The sequence below is a fragment of the Falsiroseomonas sp. RANM36 genome (assembly GCF_056682175.1).
On sequence record NZ_JBWXTD010000003.1, the window covers coordinates 292,811 to 293,152 of the forward strand.

Here is a 342-nt window from a genome sequence, read left to right on the forward strand (position 1 = left end):
GCCGCCATTGGCGAAGGCGGCATAGGCGGCGGTCAGTTCCAGCAGCGTGACCTCGCCGGTGCCGAGCGCGACCGTCGCGTCGCGCGGGAAGGGCCCGGTCAGGCCGAAGCGCTCGGCGACCGCGGCAGCCTCGCGCGGCCCGCCGGCGCGCTGCATCACGCGCACCGCCGCGGTGTTGACCGAGTGCGTCAGCGCCTCCTCCAGCGTGATCTCGCCGCGCGGGCGCCATTCGCCATTCCCCGGCGCCCACCCGCCGAGGCTGAGCGGCGCGTCGGAGACCGCGTCGGACGGCGCCGCGCCATGCTCCATCGCCGCCAGGAAGACGAAGGGCTTGAACAGCCC

1 protein-coding gene is annotated in these 342 nt (G+C 75.7%); it reads right to left on the bottom strand.

The window, feature by feature from the left end:
• Nucleotides 1-342: penicillin-binding transpeptidase domain-containing protein (locus AC1MIR_RS06205; RefSeq protein ID WP_480027313.1), on the bottom strand; the 342-nt coding region annotated here is incomplete at both ends.